Here is a 17,939-nt window from a genome sequence, read left to right on the forward strand (position 1 = left end):
GACTGTAGGGGCGAATCTTGTGTTCGCCCTTGCCTGGAGCGGCACCTGACGCCGGGGCCTGCAACCGACTCCGTGGCGGCCCTGCTGCCGGGGGATGTTTGCGGGACACGCCGTGAATACGTCCCTGTAGGCTCGTAGTCGACATCCCTGTCTCATACGGTCCCGCAAACATCCCCCGGCACCAGGACCTTCGCATCATCTTTCGAGTCCCGAGTCCCGAGTCCCGAGTCCCGAGTCCCGAGTCCCGAGTCCCGAGTCCCGACAATGTTACTTGCCCTCCGGATCCTTCAGATAGCGGAAGAACTCGCTCTCCGGATCCACCAGCAGCATGTCGGACTTGCTCTGGAAGGTCTCCTGGTAGGCCTTGAGACTGCGGGTGAAGCGGTAGAACTCCGGGTCCTTGTTGTAGGCGCTGGCGTAGATGGCCGCGGCCTCGGCGTCGCCGGCACCGCGCAGCTCTTCCGACTGGCGGTAGGCCTCGGCCTCGATCACTATCTTCTGGCGATCGGCGTTGGCGCGGATGCGCTCGCTGGCCTCCTGGCCCTTGGCGCGGTGGTCGCGGGCCTCCAGTTCGCGGCCGGCGCGCATGCGCTGGAAGACGGACTCGGACACTTCCGGCGGCAGGTCGATGCGTTTCACGCGCACGTCGACGATTTCCACACCCAGGTCCTTCTGCGCGGTCTGGTTCAGGTTCTTGGTGATCTCCGCCATCAGCTCGTCGCGCTGGCCGCTGACCACTTCGTGCAGGTCGCGCACACCGAACTGGTTGCGCAGGCGGTTGTTGATCTGCTCCGCCAGCAGGCGCACCGCGTTGCGCTCGTCGCCGCGGGTGGCGACATAGAAGCGGCCCACGTCGAAGATGCGGTACTTGGCGTAGGAGTCCACCATCATGAACTTGTTTTCGCTGTTCAGCATGCGCACCGGGCTGGAGTCCACGGTCTGGATACGCGCGTCGAACTTGCGCAGTTCGTGCACCAGCGGAATCTTGAAGTAGAGCCCCGGCTCGTAGTCGGTGCGGATCAGCTCACCGAAACGCAACAGCACGGCCTTTTCGGTCTCCTTGACCACGAAGGCGCTGGAGGAGATGGCCAGGACTGCGAGCAGCAGGGCGGCGATGATTACCAGTGTTCTGTTGTTCATTGCGTCACCCCTCAACGGACATTCTGGTTGCGGCGCCGGTTGGCGGCCTCGGCGCTCAGGCGGTCGAGCACCCGCTGGTAGATCTCGTCCACCACCTGCGGCGACACATCCTTGCGCTGCACCGCCTGGGTGCCGCTCTGCTGGGCCAGCTTGTCCAGCGGCAGGTACATCATGTTGTTGCCGCCCTCGACGTCCACCATCACCTTGGAGGCGTTGGCCATCACCTGCTGCACCGCATCCAGGTATAGGCGCTCGCGGGTCACCTGGGGCGCGCGCTCGTATTCCGCCAGCAGTTTCTCGAAGCGCACCGCCTCACCGCGGGCGCTCTCCACCACGCGGGCCTTGTAGGCCTCGGCCTCCTCGATGATGCGCTGGGCCTGGCCGCGCGCGACAGGGATCACCTGGTTGGCGTAGGCCTGGGCCTCGTTCTGCAGGCGCACCTCGTCCTCGCGGGCCCGGACCACGTCGTCGAAGGCGTCCTGCACTTCCCGCGGCGCCTTGGCGTCGGTCAGGTTGACCACGTCGACGCGGATACCGGTCTGGTAGAGGTCCAGATAGCGCTGCAACCGCTCCTGGGTATCCGCGGAAACCTGGGTGCGGTTCTGGGAGATGACGCCGTTCAGCGTCAGGGAACCGACCACGTGGCGCAGGGCGCTGTCGGTGGCCTCCTGCAGGCTCTTGAGCGGATCGCGCACGCGCAACACAAAGGATTCTGCGTCGTCGATATGCCACTGCACCTGCAGCACTACGTCCACGATGCTGGCATCCTCGGTGAGCATCTGCCCGGTGGTGCGTTCGGTGCGCACCTCGGTCATGTTCACCTTGGTGACTGTGTCGATCAGCGGCGGATTCCAGTGCAGACCGGAAGTCTCTGTGGAGTGGTATTTGCCCAGGCGCAACACCACCGCGGACTCGTTGGCATTGACCTGGTAGAAGCCCAGCAGGCCGTAGAGTACGGCCAGCACGATAAACACCAGCGACCAGGGGAACTTGCCCTGGCCGCCGGCACCGGACGCGGAGCCGCCGCCAAACAGGTTATTCAGTTTCTGCTGCAGCTTGCGCAACAGTTCATCCAGATCCGGCGGGCCGTCATTGCGCTTGCCGCCTCCACCCCAGGGATCCTTGCCGTTACCACCCGGTTCGTTCCAGGCCATCGAAACACTCCAACTCTGGTCGTTAAACTTCTTGTACCGCGGGATTTTAGCCCGGATATCGCACCGAGGGCCACGCCATCGCTTGATCTCTGCACGCGCAGTGTTTTTTTGCGGCCAATACGTGCAAAAGCATGCATATACGCCACAAAAAAACACTGCGCGCACAGATCTCGGCGCGCTCATCGCGGCCCTCGGCACGATAACCGGGCTAACACTCTTCGCCGGCGAATTATTGCCGCTTATCCCGACATAGCCTCGCTATAAGGCTGCCACTGCGGGGCATTTTCCCCCTCTTTGTACGGCGCCAGCAGCCGCTGCAAATCGCTGCGCGGCAGCAGCAGCCGCAGTTCGCAGTCGCCGTTGTCACGGTAGCGCTCGCCCTGCACCGCGTTGATTTCGTAGAGCTGCGCGCGCAGGCGCGACTGCTGGGGTGTGGTCACCAGCAGGCCGCTGACCATCTGCTCACCGAGGCGCTCGGCGATAGCGTCGATCAGCAGGTCGCAGCCGGCACCGGTGATGGCAGACAGCCACACGGCGCGCGGCACACCCTGCTCGTCCCGCTCGATTCTGGGCGCATTGTCCTGCAGCAGGTCGATCTTGTTGTAGACAATCAGCTGCGGCAGCTCCGCCGCATCTATCTCCTCCAGCACGGTCTGCACCTCTTCCATCAGGTGCAGCCGGTCCTCCGCTGCCGCGTCCACCACGTGCAGCAGCAGGGTGGCATTGGCGGCCTCCTCCAGTGTGGCGCGAAAGGCCTCCACCAGCTTGTGCGGCAGGTGGGACACGAAGCCCACGGTGTCCGCCAGCACCATGGCCCCCACGTTGGGCAGGTCCACCCGGCGCATGGTCGGGTCCAGGGTCGCGAACAGCTGGTCGCGCACATAGACGCCGGCGTCGGTGAGGCGGTTGAACAGGGTGGATTTGCCAGCGTTGGTGTAGCCCACCAGGGAGACGGTGGCGATCTCGGCGCGGGAGCGGGCGCGGCGGCCCTGCTCGCGCTGGCGGCGGACCTTTTCCAACTTCTTCTCGATGGAATCGATGCGCGCGCGCAGCAGGCGGCGGTCGGTTTCCAGCTGGGTCTCGCCGGGACCGCGCAGGCCGATACCGCCCTTCTGCCGCTCCAGGTGGGTCCAGCCGCGCACCAGGCGCGTGGCCATGTGGCGCAGCTGCGCCAGCTCCACCTGCAGCTTGCCCTCGTGGGTGCGGGCGCGCTGGGCGAAGATGTCCAGGATCAGGCCGGTGCGGTCCAGTACCCGGCACTTGAGCTCGCGCTCGATATTGCGCTCCTGGGAGGGCGACAGCGTGTGGTCGAAAATCACCAGCTCGGCGCCGTGATCCACCACCGCCTGGCGTATCTCCTCCAGCTTGCCGCGGCCCACAAAAGTCTTGGGATCCGGCGTGGCGCGCTGTCCGAAGATAAAGGCCACCGGATCCGCGCCGGCGGAGAGCGCCAGCTCTTCGAATTCGCGCGGGTCGTCGGGGCTGTCGATGGCGGAAAGTTCCAGGTGGACCAGCACTGCCAGTTCACCGGATTCCGGTCGTTCAAAAAACAATAGGAAATCTCTTGTGTGGGCTTGGGTCCGAATGTCGCTGAGTTAAGGACTCTGGATTGGCCCTGCTGCCGGAAACCACCCGGGGAAAAGCCCCATCGGCACTATTAATTGACCAGCCGCAGGCGCTTTTCCCGGAGGGCTGCCGGCAGCAGGACCTTGCTCCGAGCCAGCCTAAAGGTCAATACCGGCTTAACTTGCTTTCGCTAGCCCGGATTGGGGCCCGATTTCACGGCGCCAAACTGCAGGCGCCCCGGCAAGCCGAGGCGCAGGTCAAACCGGGAAACGGGACGGGTTAACCGAAGGTTTCTCGCTCACCGCCCTCACCGGCGCCCTCGCCCTGCTGAGCCTGGGGGTTCAACAGCGGCACGCGCACCGCACGGGACGGGACTACGGTGGAAATGGCGTGCTTGTACACCATCTGGCTGACGGTGTTTTTCAGCAGTACCACAAACTGATCGAAGGATTCTATTTGCCCCTGAAGCTTGATGCCGTTGACCAGATAGATAGAAACCGGGATACGCTCTTTGCGCAATACGTTGAGGTAAGGGTCTTGTAAGCTGTGCCCTTTTGACATCTTTTTTCTCCTTGTCAAAAGCTGGAAGCGAATGCAGGCCGCAATCGCGCCCACGAAGCCCGTGGACTAAGAGACGACTGTGGTTGAATACGCGTATAAATAAAGAGCCGGAAGTGGCCGGACTCTGTGAATAAACTGACTGAGCGGGCTTGCCCAATCACGTTATGGATGCTCAGGCAAGAAATTTCAAGGCCTTCGCCAATATTTCGTCATTTTTGCGCACTCGGCCATCGCTATCCTGTGCGTAAATAAGCGCCAGGTCCGGCCAGCGCCTCAGCCAGGTCAGCTGGCGCTTGGCCAGTTGGCGGGTGGCGGCGATTCCCGCCTCCACCATCTCGTCGTAGCCGAGCCGCCCCTCCAGGTACTGCCACACCTGGCGGTAACCCACCGCGCGAATGGCCGGCAGGTCCTCGTGCAGGTCTCCGCGCTCGCGCAAATGCCGCACCTCGTCGACAAAGCCCGCATCCAGCATGCGCCGGAAGCGGATGGCGATCCGCTCGTGCAGCAGTGCCCTGTCCCGCGGCAGCAGCGCCAGCTGGCGCAGGTCGTAGTGCTCGGCCACCGAATCCCGCGCCTGCGCGCGGCGCAGCTCCGACAGGGGCCTGCCGGTCAGCCGGTAGACCTCCAGGCCACGCTCTATACGCACCGAGTGATTGGGGTGCAATTGGGAGGCCAACTCCGGGTCCACCCGGACCAATTCCGCGTGCAGGGCCGGCCAGCCCTCGCGCGCGGCGCGCGCCTCCAGTTCGGCGCGGATGGCGGGGTCCGCCTCCGGCAGCTGCGCCATGCCCTCCAGTAGAGCGCGAAAATACAGCATGGTTCCACCGACTAACAGCGGAATTTTGCCGGCGGCGACAACTTCGGCCATGGCCGCCAGCGCGTCCTCGCGGAAACGGCCGGCGGAGTAGGGCTCGGAGGGGTCGCAGATATCGATCAGCCGGTGCGGGTAGCGCGCCAGCTCGGCGGCCGAGGGCTTGGCGGAGCCGATATCCAGGCCCCGGTAGACCAGCGCCGAGTCGACGCTGATCAGCTCCACCGGCAACCGCTCGGCCAGCGCCATGGCCAGGTCCGTCTTGCCCGACGCCGTCGGCCCCATCAAAAATATTGCGCGGGGTTTGGATTTGCTTCCCGAGTCCCGAGTCCCGAGTCCCGAGTCCCGTCTGTTCAACTCACTGCCCACGCATAAACCACTTGTCCATATCGGCGAGCTTCACCTGGGTCCAGGTCGGGCGGCCGTGGTTGCACTGGCCGCTGCGCTCGGTGCGCTCCATATCGCGGAGCAGTGCGTTCATCTCCGGCACCGTCAGCTTGCGGTTGGCGCGCACGGATCCGTGGCAGGCCATGGTGGAGAGTATCTCGTTGATGCGCTCGCCGATGCGGTCGCTGCCGCCTTGGGCCAGCAGGTCCGAGAGCACGTCGCGCACCAGTTGTTCCACCTCGGCGCCGTGCAGCATGGTGGGCACCTGGCGCACCAGCAGCGTCTCGGGGCCGGCCCGCTGCAGCACGAAACCCAGTGCCGTGAACACTTCGCTGCGCTCCTCGAAGCAGTCCGCCTCCCGTTGGCTGACCGCCAGGCTGACCGGCACCAGCAGCGGCTGTGCCTGTATGCCGCCGGCGGCGTGGGCGGCCTTCATCTGTTCGTAGACGATGCGCTCGTGGGCCGCGTGCATGTCGACGACGACCAGGCCCTGCTCGTTCTGGGCCAGGATGTAGATGCCGTGGAGTTGGGCCAGGGCGTAGCCGAGGGGTGGGGCATCCTCGGGACTGGGGGTAAAGCCGGGACTCGGGACTCGGGACTCGGGACTCGGAGGTCGGGCTTCCGCGACGCCATTGTAGGATTGGTGCAGGGCGCCGTAGTTCTGCATCTGCTGTTGCAGGTCGCCGGGCGATGGGCGCGAAGTGAGCGGCATCTTCTGTTGGCCGGCGAACTCGCCGACGGCAATACCGCCGGCGACTTTCGGTTGACCCGAGTCCCGAGTCCCGAGTCCCGAGTCCCGATCCACCCCCGAGTCCCGAGTCCCGAGTCCCGAGTCCCGATCTCCGGGCCTCACATCCGCCAGGGCCCGGTGCAGGGAGCCGAACAGGAAATCGTGCACCAGGCGGCTGTCCCTGAAGCGCACCTCGTGCTTGGTCGGATGCACATTCACGTCCACCGAGGCCGGATCCAGCTCCAGGTAGAGCACGAAGGCCGGGTGTCGGCCGTGATAGAGGACATCGGCGAAGGCGCGGCGCACCGCGTGGCTGACCACCTTGTCGCGGATGGCGCGGCCGTTGACATAGAAGAACTGCAGGTCCGCCTGGGAGCGGGAAAAGGCCGGCTCGGCCACCCAGCCCCACAGGCGCAGGCCGTTGCGCTCTACGTCGATATGCAGCGCATTCTGCATAAAGGCCGGGCCACACACCTGGGCCACGCGCCGCTCCATCTCCACGCGGCCGCTGCCGGCGCGCAGGTTGTGCACGCCCTTGCCGTTGTGGCGCAGGCTGATGGAGACATCGAATCGGGACAGGGCCAGGCGCTTGATGGTCTCGTCGACCCGGTTGAATTCGGTCTTTTCGGTGCGCAGGAACTTGCGCCGCGCCGGGGTATTGAAGAACAGATCGCGCACATCCACGGTGGTGCCGCGGGGATGCGCCGCCGGCGCCAGCTGCGCCTGCATGTCGCGGCCCTCCGCGCTGACCTGCCAGCCCTTGCCGCTGTCGTCGCGGCTGCTGGTCAGCTCCAGCCGCGCCACCGAGGAGATACTGGCCAGGGCCTCGCCGCGGAAACCGAGGGTGGCCACCGCCTCCAGGTCCTCCAGCGCGTGGATTTTCGAGGTGGCATGGCGGGCCAGCGCCAGCGGCAGGTCGTCCCTGTCAATGCCCTTGCCATTGTCGCGCACCTTGATGCGCTTGATGCCGCCGTTGTCGATCTCCACCTCCAGGCGCGAGGCGCCGGCGTCGAGACTGTTCTCCAGCAGCTCCTTGATCACCGAGGCCGGGCGCTCCACCACCTCGCCGGCGGCGATCTGGTTGGCGAGGCGGGGGGACAGCTGCTGGATTCTATCGGACATATCAAAATTCCCAGTAGGAGCGGCGGGGCGGCCGTCCGCCGTTGGCCGCGATCAGGCTTTCGGCTGCCCCGGACATCGATGGCGGCCAACGGCCGCTCCTACGTGTTGTGGTTCAACCCGAGGGGATGGTCAGTGTCTGGCCGACGCGGATCACCGAACTGTCGATACCGTTGACTTTCTTCAATTCGGAAAGCGACACATTGTACCGCGCGGCGATGCCGGACAGGGTGTCGCCGCGGGCGATGGTGTGGCGGCGTTCGACGCTGTCGCGATTGGCGGCCAGCCAGCTGCCCGCCGGCGGGCGGCTGGTGAAGTGCGCCACTATACCGTCGCTGACTTTTTGCGCCAGCCTGCGCTGGAAGGCCGGGTCGCGCAGGCGCCTGGCCTCCTGGGGGTTGGTGATAAAGCCGGTCTCCACCAGGATCGAGGGCACGTCCGGGTTGCGCAGCACGGCGAAATTGGCCTGCTCCACGCGCTTCTTGTGCAGATGGGTGATCGAGCCCAGCTGCGACAGCACGCTGGCGCCAATATCGAGGCTGGCGTTCATGGTGGCGGTCATCGACAGGTCCAACAGCACCCCGGCCAGAGTGTCGTCCTTGTCGCCCAGGTTCAGGCTGCCGGCGCCACCGATCAGGTCGGATTCGTTTTCCCGCTGGGCCAGGAAGCGTGCCGTCTCACTGGTGGCGCCGCGGGAGGACACTGCGTAGACACCGGCACCGCGGGCGTCCTTGCGGGTAAAGGCATCGGCGTGAATGGATACGAACAGGTCGGCGCGCATCTGGCGGCCCTTGTTCACCCGCTCGCGGTGCGGGATATAGTAGTCGCCGCTGCGCACCAGCTTGGCGGAGAAGCCCCGCCGGCCGTCGATGGCCCTGTGCAGCTGTTTGGCGATGGCCAGCACCACGTCTTTCTCGCGCAGTCCGCCGGGGCCCAGCGCGCCGGGGTCCTCGCCGCCGTGACCGGCGTCGATCGCTATGACGATATCCCGCTCGCGACTGACCTGCTGCAGGGTTTTCTCCTCATTCTTTATCCTGTCGTAGAGATCGATCACCAGCCGGTCCGGCAGATCTCCGTGGCGGCCGAGGGCGAAGCTCTTGGGCTTGACCTGCTGCTTCAGGTCCAGCACCACGCGCAGGTCTTTCCTGTCGTGGCGGCCGTGGCGCACGCGCTCTATCGGGGTGTTTTCCAGCTCCAGGCCGTCCAGCGCCGCGGCGAGGCGGGTGTCGGCCACGTCGACCACCACCCGGTGCGGGTCGTTCAGGGTGAACAGCTTGTGCTCCGCCGGGCCGCTGAGGTCGAACACCAGGCGCGTGTGGTCCGGCGCGCGCCACAGGCGCACCCCCTCCACTTCCGTTGCCGCCCGGGCAACAAGGGCGAGCGAGCACAAAAGCGCGAGTATGAAAATTCTGAGCATTGTTTTTTTGCTGGCCTCTTGCCAATCACTTGATCGCACTTAATCGCAGGTTGGGTGAGTTCCACCCCAACTCAGGGGCGGGCCGCGGGTTGTCGGGGTTCGAGCTCACCCCAACCTACGCATTTCCTTATAGCAGTTTCTTCATTGCGTCCAGCACCGCTTCGCCCTCGGAGGAGTGCGCAATGAAACGTAATTCTCGACCGCTGTCCGGCACCGTCAGTTCCAGCTCCAGGTCCGGTTCCGGCAGTACGCCGGCGCCGCGTTCCGGCCACTCCACCAGGCTCAGGCTTTGCGGGGCGAAGTAGTCCCGCACTCCCATGAATTCCAGTTCCTCCGGGTCCCCAAGCCGATACAGGTCGAAATGGAAGACCCGCTGCACACTCCCCGCAAGGGGAAAGTCGTAGGGCTCCACCAGCGTGTAGGTGGGACTCTTCACTGCGCCCTCGTGGCCAAAGGCGCGCAGCACACCGCGGCAGAAGGTGGTCTTGCCGGCGCCCAGTTGACCGTGCAGGAAGAGCGTCAGCCCGTTCTGCATGCCGGTGGCGAGGCAGGCGCGGCCGAGGGCGAGGCCTGCGGCGACGGTGGCCTCTTCGTCGGCCAGTGCCAGTGTCAACTCCATCAGTCCACCAGTTTCCGGAGATGGGGCAACAAATCCGTGGCCAGCAGGCCGCGCTGGCCATCCTGCGCGGCGCGGTTGCCCGCCTCGCCGTGCAACCATACTCCCAGGCGCGCCGCCTCCAGCGGTGTCATATGCTGGCCGATCAGCGCGGCGATGATGCCGGTGAGCAGGTCGCCCATGCCGCCGGAGGCCATGCCCGGGTTGCCGCTGTTGACCAGGTCGACACCGCCAGCGTGGGCAATCAGTGTGCCCGCGCCCTTTAGTATCACCACGCCACTGAATTTCTGCTGAATCGCGATGACCGCCGCGCGCGGATCGGCGAGCACCTCGGCGGTATCCCGGTCGAGCAGCCGCGCCGCCTCGCCGACATGGGGGGTCAGCACCCAGTCGTCGCGCCGGAAACCGGCCAGCACGCGGCCACCGGCGAGGATGTTCAGCGCATCAGCATCCAACACCAGCGGCACTTCGGCACGACCGGCGCGGGCGAGCAGCTGCTCGCCCCAGGGCGCGCGCCCGAGGCCGGGGCCTACGGCAATCACATCGGGGCCCTCCAGCAGCGGCTCCAGTTCCTGGCCGGAGATCACCGGGTGCGCCATCACTTCCGGGCAGCGGGTCAGGGACGCCGCCAGGTGCTGGGGATGGGTGGCCAGGGAGACGAGGCCGGCGCCGGCGCGGGCGGCGGACTCCGCCGCCATCAGTGCGGCGCCACCGGTGCCGCTGTCGCCACCGACCACCAGCACGTGGCCGAACTGGCTCTTGTAGCTATCCGCCGCGCGCGGGGCCAGGCGCCTGATGCTGGCGCCGCAGAAGCGCTGCGCCAGCGGCTCGACTTCGGCGTATACCTGCTCCGGTGCGCCCAGGCGCTCGAACACCACCTCGCCGCACAGGGCGGGACCGCGGCCGCAGTGGAGGCCCAGCTTCCGGCCGATAAAGGTCACGGTGACATCCGCGCGCACCGCATGGGCCGCACTGCCGGTATCGGCGTTCAGGCCGGAGGGGATATCCACCGCCAGCACCGGCGCCGCGCTCTTGTTGATGCGCTCCACCGCGTGGCCCACCGGCTCGCGCAGCTCGCCGGCAAAGCCGGTGCCGAGCAGCGCGTCCACGATCACCGTATCGCCGTCGGCGCTATCGAGTTCGGTCAAAGAGGTCACTATATGCACCCCCTCGCGGCGGGCGTATTCACAGGCCTCCAGCGCATCGCCCACAAGCTTTTGCGGCTCGACGCAGGCGTAGGCGGTCACCGGCATCTGCTTTTGCGCCGCCAGCGCCGCTATCACGTAGCCGTCGCCGCCGTTGTTGCCACCGCCGCAGAACACCTGGATCCGCTTCACGTCCGGCCAGCGCTCCAGCAGCCGCGCGAAGGCGGCGCGGCCGGCGCGTTTCATCAGCGCTACGGAGGGAATCTTCAGCGCGGCGATGGTGCGGCGGTCGAGCTCGCGCAGCGATTCGGCGCTGTACAGGGGTTGGGGCGTGTCCATGCGGCTCCTGTGGTCACTTTTTAAACTGTGGCAAAATAGCGGAAATTATACCTTTCCGGGCGCGCAATTTGCTCCCGGTGGACCGAATCCGCCCATGACTGAATCTGCACTCGCCGAGCTGGCGGCCCTGGTCAAGACCTGGGGCCGCGAGCTGGGCTTCCAACAGATAGGTATCACCGACTGCCGCCTGCAGGAGCACGGCGAGCGGCTGTGCGCCTGGCTGGAAGCCGGCCACAACGGCGATATGGAGTGGATGGGCGCCCACGGCGAGAAGCGCTGGCACCCGGAGCTGCTGCAGCCCGGCACCCTGCGTGCCATCAGCGCGCGCCTCGACTACCTGCCGCCGGACACCGAGCCGGTGCGGGTTCTGAAGGATTCCCGCAAGGCCTATGTATCCCGCTACGCGACCGGACGCGACTACCACAAGCTGATCCGCAAGCGCCTCGCACAGCTGGCGCAGAGGATAGACGCCTGGTGCGACGAGCGGGGACTCGAATCTTCCGGCCGCGCCTTTACCGACAGCGCGCCGGTGATGGAACGCGCCCTGGCGGAGAAGGCGGGGCTGGGCTGGATCGGCAAAAACTGCATGGTGATCAACTCGAATGCCGGCTCCTGGTTCTTCCTCGGTGAGATATACACCAACCTGGCGCTGCCAGTGGATCAGAGCGAGGAGAAGAACCAGTGCGGCGACTGCAGCGCCTGCCTGAAGGTCTGCCCCACGGATGCCTTCGTCGGCCCCTACCAACTGGACGCGCGCCGCTGCATCTCCTACCTGACCATCGAGAACAAAGGGCCCATCCCGGAGGAGTTCCGCGAGCCGATGGGCAACCGGGTGTTCGGCTGCGACGACTGCCAGATCATCTGCCCCTGGAACAAGTTCGCCAAGCCCACTGCGGAGCGGGACTTTCACCCGCGCCACGGGCTGGACGACGGCGAACTGCTGACACTGTTTGACTGGAGCGAAGCCGAGTTCCTGCGCAGGACAGAGGGCTCGGCGATACGGCGCATCGGCTACGAGCGCTGGCAGAGGAACCTGGCGGTGGCGCTGGGGAATGCGGAGCCTTCGGCGGAAATTGTCGCCGCCCTGGAGTGGGCGCTGCCCGGCGCCACGCCACTGGTGGCGGAGCATATCGAGTGGGCGCTGGCGCGCTTGCGCAGCAGCCGGCGGAGAAAACGGAAGATCAAGCGGGCTGTGTAGGGGCGAACCTTGTGTTCGCCCGGCCGGATCACAGCCGGAAAAAATGCTCCCGGTAGTGCTTCAGCTCCTCGATGGAATCGCGGATATCGTCCAGGGCCAGGTGGTTACTCTGCTTCTTGACCCCTTTGAGCACATCCGGCCGCCAGCGCCGCGCCAGCTCCTTGACCGAGCTGACATCCAGGTTGCGATAGTGGAAGTAGGCCTCCAGCTGCGGCATGTATTTGACCAGGAAGCGGCGGTCCTGGCCGATCGAGTTGCCGCACATGGGCGAGGCGCCCTCCGGTACCCAGTGGCGCAGGAACGCGATGGTCTCCCGCTCCGCCTCCCGTTCTGAAACCGTCGATTCCCGCACTCGCTTCACCAAGCCGGAGCCGCCGTGCTGCTCGGTGTTCCAGTCGTCCATCGCGTTCAGCAGCGCATCGCTCTGGTGCACCGCCATATTCGGCCCCTCGGCGAGGATATTCAGTTTCGAATCGGTCACTACGGTGGCTATTTCGATGATGCGCTCTTTTTCCGGATCCAGACCGGTCATTTCCAGGTCGATCCAGATCAAATTATTCTGGTCCACAAGGCCTCCTTAGTCGATTCGAGCAAGTTACCGCATTGGACCGCCGTTGCAAGCTATAATCCGCCGCGAATCGTGTACCGAGCCCCGAATGAGCAAACGCAAACTGAGCCGGCGCCAGCAGTGGCGTATCGACAAGATCCAGAAAGAGCGCGAGGAGCGCGCGCAGAAGCGTGCGCAGAGCGCCGAGCAGGCGCTAGACGAGGGCCATCTGGGACCGGAACAGACGGGCCTGGTGATCGCCAACTACGGCTCTCAGGTGCTGGTTGAAAGCGAGGCCGACCCCGGGCTGCGCCAGCGCTGCCACCTGCGCGCCAATATCGAGACCCTGGTCACCGGCGACCGGGTGGCCTGGAGCCCCGCCGTCGGCGACAGCAGCGGCGGCTACGGCGTCGTGGGCGCGCGCCTTGAGCGCCACTCGGAGCTGCAGCGGCCGGACCGCTACGGCGACCTGAAGACGGTGGCCGCCAATATCGATCGCATAGTGATCGTGATCGCCCCCTACCCGGAGCCCTTCGCCAATGCGATAGACCGCTACCTGGTGGCCGCCGAAACCACCGGCATTCACCCGATTCTGCTGCTGAACAAGACAGACCTGATCGACGACAGCAACCGGGAACCGCTGGAGGAACTGCTGACCCCCTACCCGAATCTCGGCTATGAAGTGCTGCGCCTGTCCACCAAGACCGGCGAGGGGCTCCCGGAACTGCTGGAAACCCTAGCCCAAGGCACCAGCGTCTTCGTTGGCCAATCCGGCGTCGGCAAATCTTCGCTGGTCAACGCCCTGCTGCCGTCCGCCGGCGCGCGCACCGGCGCCCTTTCCGAGGCGAGCATGAAGGGCACCCACACCACCACCGCGGCGGAACTATTCCACCTGCCCGGCGGCGGCGATCTGATAGACTCCCCCGGCATTCGCGAATTCGGCCTCTGGCATATGGACGCGCAATCGCTGCTGGAAGGCTTTGTGGAGTTCCGCCCCTTTATTGGCCACTGCCGCTTCCGCGACTGCCGCCACCAGGGCGAGCCCGACTGCGCCATTCTCGAGGCACTGGAACGCGGCGATATCAGCGAAAGGCGCATGAACAGCTTCCTGCACCTGCGCAACAGCCTGGAATCGGAGAATTGAATTTGGACCTGATCATAGAACCGGAAGAACTGGCCCCGCAGCTGGAGCGTGAAGACCTACTGCTGGTGGACCTCAGTTCCGAGCAGAACTATCGCAGCGGCCACATCCCCGGCGCCCTGCACCTGCCCTTCCAGGCGCTGATGGCGGGCACGCCCCCGGCACCCGGCAAACTGCCGAGCGCCGAGCGGCTGACACAGGTGTTCCGTGCCATCGGCCTGCGTCCCGAACACCAGGTGGTCGCCTGCGACGACGAGGGTGGCGGCTGGGCCGGGCGCTTCCTGTGGACCCTGGAAGTGATCGGCCACAAAAATTACAGCTATCTGAACGGCGGCATGCATGCCTGGCGCGGGGCCGGATTGCCACTGTCCACCGAAGCGGTGGAGCCGGTACCCAGCAATATAGAAATCTCCATCGATTCCGCCCCGGTGATGGAAGTGGATGAGATCCGGCAGCACCTGGGCGAGGAAGACTTTCTCGTCTGGGACGCGCGCTCCCCGCAGGAATACAGCGGCGAGCGGGTGGCGGCGATGAAGGCCGGACATATTCCCGGTGCGATCAACTGCGAGTGGACCCGGCTGATGGATCCGCAGCGCGACCTGCGCATCCGCGCGGACGCGCGCGAGTTTCTCGCCAGGCTGGGCATCGACGAGAACCGGAAAATCGTCACCCACTGCCAGAGCCACCACCGCTCCGGTTTTACCTGGCTGGTGGGCAGGTCCCTGGGCTTCGATATTTGCGCCTACCCCGGTTCCTGGAGCGAGTGGGGCAACCTGCCGGATACTCCGGTGGAGCGATAAACGGGACTCGGGACTCAAAAAGAATAGCGGAGTTAGATGCGAAGGCCCTGGTGCCGGGGGCCGTCCGGGAAATGTTTGCCGATGAGGCTTTTTCCCGGACGGCCACCGGCAGCAGGGCCGCCACCGACCTCTCTTACCGGTAAGAGGGACAGACAAATAAGAACTTATATGGACCAGAAGTAACCCTATGCACCCAAAACTGTTTGCCGCACTGCAATACCTGACCCCACAGCGGGCCCTGTCCCGCGCCGCCGGCTGGCTGGCGGAGACGCGCATCAAGTGGATCAAGGATCCCTTCACCCGCTGGTTCGTGGACAAGTACGATGTGGATATGACCGAGGCCGAGCAGAGCGACTGCCTTGCCTTCGACAGCTTCAACGATTTCTTTACCCGCGCGCTGAAAGAAGGCGCGCGCCCGATCGCCGAGGGCGAACACACCCTCGCCTGCCCGGCAGACGGCGCCGTCAGCCAACTGGGCGAGATCCACAACGGCCGTATATTCCAGGCCAAGGGCCACGACTTCAGCCTGCTGGAACTGGTCGGCGGCGACCCGCAGATTGCCGCCCAGTTCACCGGCGGCCACTTCGCCACCGTCTACCTGTCGCCCAAGGACTACCACCGGGTGCATATGCCGGTCGCCGGCACCTTGAAGAGTATGACCTATGTGCCGGGACAGCTTTTCTCGGTCAACGATGTCACCACCGAGACAGTGCCGCGACTCTTCTCCCGCAACGAGCGCGTGGTGTGTATCTTTGACACCGCCGCCGGCCCCATGGCGATGATCCTGGTCGGCGCGATGATCGTCGCCAGTATCGAGACCGTCTGGGCCGGGCTGGTGACGCCGCACAAGCGCCGCGTGCGCACCACCAGCTACGGCGACAATACGCCGATTCACCTGGAGAAGGGCGAGGAGATGGGCCGCTTCAAGCTGGGTTCCACGGTGATCATGCTGTTCGGCGCGGACAAGGTGCGCTGGCTGGAAACCCTCGGCGCCGAATCTTCGGTGAGGATGGGACAACGTTTCGGCGATATTCTGCCCGCAGAAAAATAATCGAGCTCATCCGGGCGAACACAAGGTTCGCCCCTACACATCACTCTATGTTGCCCGGATTTATTCGCCACAAGGTCAATCTCGCCTTCTTCGCCTCTGTTTTCGGCGGCACGCTCAGGGCAGAATTTGACCTCAGCCACGCCCAGTACGGCGCCACCTACAGCAGCGCCACCCTGGCTTCGGCACTGGCCCTGCTCGCCTGCGGCGGCCTCGTCGACCACAACAGGCTGCCACTGATAACCAGAGCGTCGGCAGTTCCGCAGATTTTACCCGCGCCCAGGTGCTGCGCGATCCGGGTTTCTACCTGCTGCTGCCTGCGGCGCTGATGACGCCCTTCGTGGTGACCGCGCTGCTGTTTCACCAGGGCGCCATCGGCGAGAGCCGCGGCTGGCCCCTGGCGCTGATGGCCGGCGCCTTCGGCGGCTATGCCCTCGGCCACCTGCTGATGCTGTTTGTGGCCGGCGGCCTGGTGGATCGCTTCGGGGCCAGCCGCAGCCTGCCGCTGGCACTGCTGCCAATGCTCGCCGGCCTGGTGTTGTTGGCGACGGCGGAGCAGCAGTGGGTGCCCTACGCCTACCTGACCCTGCTCGGCATCACCCAGGCGGGCACCGGCACCGCCGCCCGAGCGCTACGGCAGTCGCCACCTGGGCGCCATACGCTCCGTGTCCCAGGCGGCGATGGTGTCTGTCCACGGCGGTATCGCCGCTGCTGGCGGGGTGGCTGCTGGACAGGGGCATAGGCGTCGCGGCCCTGGCGGGTCTGTTTGCCACACAGGTACTGGTGTCGGCAATACTCGCGCTGCTGGCGCGCAGCTCGCAGGAGGAAGAGGTAGGGGGAATTAGCCTTTGATCAGGCGCGAGAGAAATGCCGGCAGCTTCTGCTGGCTGAACAGGTAGGCGTCGCGCACCGCGGCCACGTCCACTTGGGGATACCTGCCCGGCTCCACGTCCTTGAGGATGGTGATCTTGTCCTGGGGACCGAGCTTGCCGCGCTCGATCAGCTTCTGCTTGCGATCGTCGTCGGCGGCCATATCGAAGAGCCGCGTTTCCGCCAGCGGCTGCTTATTGCGGTCCAACACCAGCATCACCTTCGGTTTCAGGCGGCGCTCGTAGGTCTGCTCGACCACTACGCCTACCTCGCCGCTGGAAAGCTCTACCTGGGTGCCGGTGGGATAGAGACCGATGGACTGGATAAACTCCACCACCAGTTGCTCCTGGTAAGCGATGCCGCGCAGGTCATAGAGCTTCGCCACCGCCTTCGACGGCGCCGCCGGCTGGCTGGCGCCGCGGGGATTGGTGGCCTCGTCGTAGAAGGTCACTATGCCGCACATGCGCGCCAGCACCGGAATCTTGTCGCCGCGCAGCCCCTGTGGGTAGCCGCTGCCGTCGTGCTGCTCGCGGTGGCAGCGGACGATATCGATCACCTGTGGGTCCACCTGCGCATCCGCGGACAGCAGTTTCACGCTGTGATCGACGAACTTGCGATATTCCAGTTCACTGCGCGGATCTCTTTGCGCCGCCTGCAGCACCTCGTCGGCGATCATCAGCTTGCCCACATCCTTGAGCAGCGTCGCCACCCCCAGCTGCACCAGTTCGTGGCGGCGCAGGCCGATATGGCGGCCGAAGACCACCGCCCAGATACTGGCGCGAATGGAGTGACTGTAGGTGTGCTCGTCCCTGTCCCGCACGCGGGCCAACCAGGCGAAGGCGTCGGGGCTGCGCAATACGCTTTCCACCAGATCCTCGACCACCCGCTGAACCTGCTGCACAGGCAGCGGACGGTCACTGCGGACCTGCACCATTACCTCGTGCATGCCGACCAGTATGCGACTGTGCAACCTGCGTGCCCTGTCCGCCTCGCGGCGCGCAGGCTCGGGAGGCGGGTAGGCCTTGTGGGATACCTGGACCGGGCGGCAGGGAATGGCCACCGGCACTCGCCCGGCGCGACCACTCCGTGGGTTTGCCGCGGCGGAATCGCGGGTGCCGGCGCGGGTCATGCGGCGCAGCTTGATGCCCGCGTCGCCGACCGTCTTGATCACGTCGACGTAGACGTAGCGGCAGTACTTCTGCAGCTGACGTACCTCTTCCAGGTCGCGGATATAGAAGCCCTGAAGCGCAAAAGGTGTGCGCGTCCAGGGCCGGTCCAGCCTGGACACGAACATGCCGCGCTGCAGGTCCTCTACGAAGACTTTTGCCTGTTCGATCGCCACTTGATGTG

The 17,939-nt window shown here is 65.5% G+C and carries 16 protein-coding genes; 5 read left to right on the forward strand and 11 right to left on the reverse strand.

Annotated features, from left to right (window positions below):
* Nucleotides 1-267 precede the first annotated feature (267 nt).
* From hflC to AC6R19_RS03775, 9 genes are all read right to left on the reverse strand, one after another.
* Entirely contained in the window at nucleotides 268-1,140 is an 873-nt protein-coding gene (gene hflC / locus AC6R19_RS03735) for a protease modulator HflC (protein ID WP_500578216.1), read from the reverse strand.
* An 11-nt stretch (nucleotides 1,141-1,151) separates the two neighbouring features.
* Nucleotides 1,152-2,294, reverse strand: a complete 1,143-nt coding sequence (gene hflK / locus AC6R19_RS03740) for an FtsH protease activity modulator HflK (RefSeq protein ID WP_500578217.1) — start codon at nucleotides 2,292-2,294, stop codon at nucleotides 1,152-1,154.
* 239 nt (nucleotides 2,295-2,533) lie between these two features.
* A complete protein-coding gene (gene hflX / locus AC6R19_RS03745) occupies nucleotides 2,534-3,847 on the reverse strand; it encodes a ribosome rescue GTPase HflX (RefSeq protein ID WP_500578219.1) in 1,314 nt (437 codons plus the stop codon).
* A gap of 292 nt (nucleotides 3,848-4,139) precedes the next feature.
* On the reverse strand, nucleotides 4,140-4,421 hold the full coding sequence (hfq, locus tag AC6R19_RS03750; protein ID WP_500578222.1) for an RNA chaperone Hfq: 282 nt from the start codon (nucleotides 4,419-4,421) through the stop codon (nucleotides 4,140-4,142).
* A gap of 172 nt (nucleotides 4,422-4,593) precedes the next feature.
* Nucleotides 4,594-5,517: a tRNA (adenosine(37)-N6)-dimethylallyltransferase MiaA gene (miaA, locus tag AC6R19_RS03755; RefSeq protein WP_500578224.1), complete on the reverse strand. Its 924-nt coding sequence runs from the start codon at nucleotides 5,515-5,517 to the stop codon at nucleotides 4,594-4,596.
* Between the two features lie 73 nt (nucleotides 5,518-5,590).
* Nucleotides 5,591-7,471, reverse strand: a complete 1,881-nt coding sequence (gene mutL, locus AC6R19_RS03760; protein ID WP_500578226.1) for a DNA mismatch repair endonuclease MutL — start codon at nucleotides 7,469-7,471, stop codon at nucleotides 5,591-5,593.
* A 112-nt stretch (nucleotides 7,472-7,583) separates the two neighbouring features.
* Nucleotides 7,584-8,885, reverse strand: coding sequence for an N-acetylmuramoyl-L-alanine amidase (locus AC6R19_RS03765; protein ID WP_500578227.1), 1,302 nt, complete (start codon nucleotides 8,883-8,885; stop codon nucleotides 7,584-7,586).
* Nucleotides 8,886-9,012: 127 nt separating this feature from the next.
* Nucleotides 9,013-9,504 carry a tRNA (adenosine(37)-N6)-threonylcarbamoyltransferase complex ATPase subunit type 1 TsaE gene (tsaE, locus tag AC6R19_RS03770; RefSeq protein ID WP_500578229.1) on the reverse strand — a complete coding sequence of 164 codons (492 nt, stop codon included), beginning with the start codon at nucleotides 9,502-9,504 and terminating at the stop codon, nucleotides 9,013-9,015.
* Entirely contained in the window at nucleotides 9,504-10,985 is a 1,482-nt protein-coding gene (locus AC6R19_RS03775) for an NAD(P)H-hydrate dehydratase (RefSeq protein WP_500578231.1), read from the reverse strand. Before AC6R19_RS03775 ends, tsaE begins: the two co-directional genes overlap by 1 nt.
* A gap of 94 nt (nucleotides 10,986-11,079) precedes the next feature.
* Here AC6R19_RS03775 and queG point away from each other — a divergent pair, with 94 nt between their 5' ends.
* Entirely contained in the window at nucleotides 11,080-12,183 is a 1,104-nt protein-coding gene (gene queG / locus AC6R19_RS03780; RefSeq protein ID WP_500578233.1) for a tRNA epoxyqueuosine(34) reductase QueG, read from the forward strand.
* Nucleotides 12,184-12,211: 28 nt separating this feature from the next.
* Here queG and orn read toward each other — a convergent pair whose 3' ends face one another.
* The gene (gene orn, locus AC6R19_RS03785) at nucleotides 12,212-12,751 is read right to left on the reverse strand and encodes an oligoribonuclease (protein ID WP_500578236.1); all 540 of its coding nucleotides are present in this window, start codon (nucleotides 12,749-12,751) and stop codon (nucleotides 12,212-12,214) included.
* A gap of 88 nt (nucleotides 12,752-12,839) precedes the next feature.
* Between orn and rsgA the strand changes: the two genes are divergently transcribed.
* The 4 genes from rsgA (at nucleotide 12,840) to AC6R19_RS03805 (ending at nucleotide 16,461) form a co-directional block, all read left to right on the forward strand.
* Nucleotides 12,840-13,874 carry a small ribosomal subunit biogenesis GTPase RsgA gene (rsgA, locus tag AC6R19_RS03790; RefSeq protein ID WP_500578238.1) on the forward strand — a complete coding sequence of 345 codons (1,035 nt, stop codon included), beginning with the start codon at nucleotides 12,840-12,842 and terminating at the stop codon, nucleotides 13,872-13,874.
* Nucleotides 13,875-13,876: 2 nt separating this feature from the next.
* Complete coding sequence (locus AC6R19_RS03795) at nucleotides 13,877-14,671, forward strand: sulfurtransferase (RefSeq protein ID WP_500578240.1); 795 nt, start codon at nucleotides 13,877-13,879, stop codon at nucleotides 14,669-14,671.
* A 187-nt stretch (nucleotides 14,672-14,858) separates the two neighbouring features.
* Complete coding sequence (asd, locus tag AC6R19_RS03800; RefSeq protein ID WP_500578242.1) at nucleotides 14,859-15,722, forward strand: archaetidylserine decarboxylase; 864 nt, start codon at nucleotides 14,859-14,861, stop codon at nucleotides 15,720-15,722.
* A 199-nt stretch (nucleotides 15,723-15,921) separates the two neighbouring features.
* The gene (locus AC6R19_RS03805) at nucleotides 15,922-16,461 is read left to right on the forward strand and encodes an MFS transporter (protein ID WP_500578341.1); all 540 of its coding nucleotides are present in this window, start codon (nucleotides 15,922-15,924) and stop codon (nucleotides 16,459-16,461) included.
* A gap of 99 nt (nucleotides 16,462-16,560) precedes the next feature.
* On the opposite strand, the gene AC6R19_RS03810 is transcribed toward AC6R19_RS03805, so the two are convergent.
* Nucleotides 16,561-17,931, reverse strand: a complete 1,371-nt coding sequence (locus tag AC6R19_RS03810; RefSeq protein ID WP_500578244.1) for an HD-GYP domain-containing protein — start codon at nucleotides 17,929-17,931, stop codon at nucleotides 16,561-16,563.
* Between the last annotated feature and the right edge of the window lie 8 nt (nucleotides 17,932-17,939).

This window comes from Microbulbifer sp. SE14 (assembly GCF_059834885.1).